At 58.5% G+C, this 1,631-nt stretch carries 2 protein-coding genes and 1 pseudogene; 2 read left to right on the forward strand and 1 reads right to left on the reverse strand.

Going from position 1 to position 1,631, the window contains the following annotated elements; genetic code table 11:
* Positions 1-1,024 (forward strand): hypothetical protein (locus tag ACTZWY_RS19685; protein ID WP_444792402.1); only part of this gene is annotated, 1,024 nt, incomplete at its 5' end.
* 125 nt (positions 1,025-1,149) lie between these two features.
* Positions 1,150-1,275 (forward strand): annotated as a pseudogene (locus ACTZWY_RS19690) (transposase); the annotation flags it as partial.
* A gap of 115 nt (positions 1,276-1,390) precedes the next feature.
* On the opposite strand, the gene ACTZWY_RS19695 reads toward ACTZWY_RS19690, so the two are convergent.
* Positions 1,391-1,631: hypothetical protein (locus ACTZWY_RS19695; RefSeq protein ID WP_444792403.1), on the reverse strand; the 241-nt coding region annotated here is incomplete at its 5' end.

Raw genomic sequence — 1,631 nt, forward strand, 5'->3', positions numbered from 1 at the left:
GGAGCTCAAACGCTTTGAGTCAGAACAGGTCGCCCCGGAGCAGGTGGATCACGAGGGCAGTCCGGACATGAATGAACTGCAGGATGAACCGTTGGGGGCAACCACCGGGGCTGAAACGGCGGATTCGGTCGTCGAGAGCGCAAGTTCCGCCCTCGATCTCGTGCTGGACATCAACGTCGATGATCTTGTGGAGGAAGCGGAGCTGGCGTCCCGCTTCGGGAGGCTCGAAATCCCGGAGTTCCAGCCGGACAACCGGGTACCGTTCCTGAACGCGAAGAACGCCATGGCGCTCACCTTTGCTCTGGACCGGTCCGTGATCACGCCTGAGAGCTTGGTCGTTTATGGAGCGCTCAGGGAAACTGAAGACTGTAATCAGGCGTTCCGGTTCCTTCAAGACGTGACCCCGAGTCAGCGCCAGGAAATGATGTCTCGCGTCTCGCAAAGCGTGGTCATAGAGCCGCTTGTCAAGACGGACCATATCGTCTTGGTCCCTGACTTCGATGATGAGCGCGGGCTCTTCGATTTTCCCCCACTTGATCTGGTCTCCGGCCCTGTAAACCTCACCGAAGGTCACCATGCCATCTATGAAATTTCCGGGACCCGGATCCGGGGTGAGAGCAATCAAAGGTGCCGTTATATCTCACAGGATTTCATGAGCATGGAGGTGTCCTTTGGCCCGGCCCTTGAACTCTCCCCGCTGATCGCGAACCTTTCGACCGCGGACCGGATTTCTGGGGCCTCCACGCGCAACCCGAACCGGACTGGGGAACGGCTCATGCTGGCCCGGGTTGTCTCCGAGCCCTCCGGGACTCAGCAGGATAACCGGGGACGTCTTCACCCGGTCCTGTCGCCGGTGAGAATTCATTTTTACGGGGGGACGGAGGGTGCGCACCGCTCCACCAGCGCGGCCCGCTACCTGATCTCGTACGATGTCGGGGCGCAGGAGTGGTATTACGATCTGCCCGTCATCGATCAGGGCGGCCGGGAAACGGGACGGGAGCGAATTCTTGTAAGCGCCCCGTAGGACTTTTAAAGGTATGAAGTGTTGAGTGCCTCTGATGAGTATTCCACGGCATTTGGCCACCTGTGGCACAAACAGGTGGCCGGTCATTCCGTTGAATGATTCAGAAGTCGTAATGCTGGGTAAGTGCCATCACCTTTGTGGCTGAGATCGGGGATTTGCGCCGTTTCGACACCACGGTGAAATTGATGGCTTATTTGGGGCTCGTGCCAAGCGAATGCTCGACCGGGAAAACGACCAAGCGTGGCGGGATTATGTGTGATATAATGAGCCGTGGTAAGTTTCAGGCTCTCTCGGGTCCAGGGCGCGGAAAATCCGGCTTGAAACAATCGGGGCCGGCCATGCATTGTGCGTTGGTCCTGTCTTGCGTCACGCGCGCATCTGGTTTTGGGGGGCGGTGCTATACCGAGACATCTTCGAGAAATAGTGTCCAAATCCTGTCCCCGCAACCATCGCCAATTGCCCATCACGCCCGCCCCCAAGGCGGGCGTTGGCATTTATGCCCTCCATCGCTCCACAAAGCGCCAAAATCGCCCCCAATTCTCCATAAATCTCAATCACATGCCCATTCGCCGCGTCCGCGTCAGGCCGCAGCGTGATCCGCTGGGGT

It is taken from the genome of Roseinatronobacter sp. NSM, from assembly GCF_052379845.1.
GTDB lineage: Bacteria > Pseudomonadota > Alphaproteobacteria > Rhodobacterales > Rhodobacteraceae > Roseinatronobacter.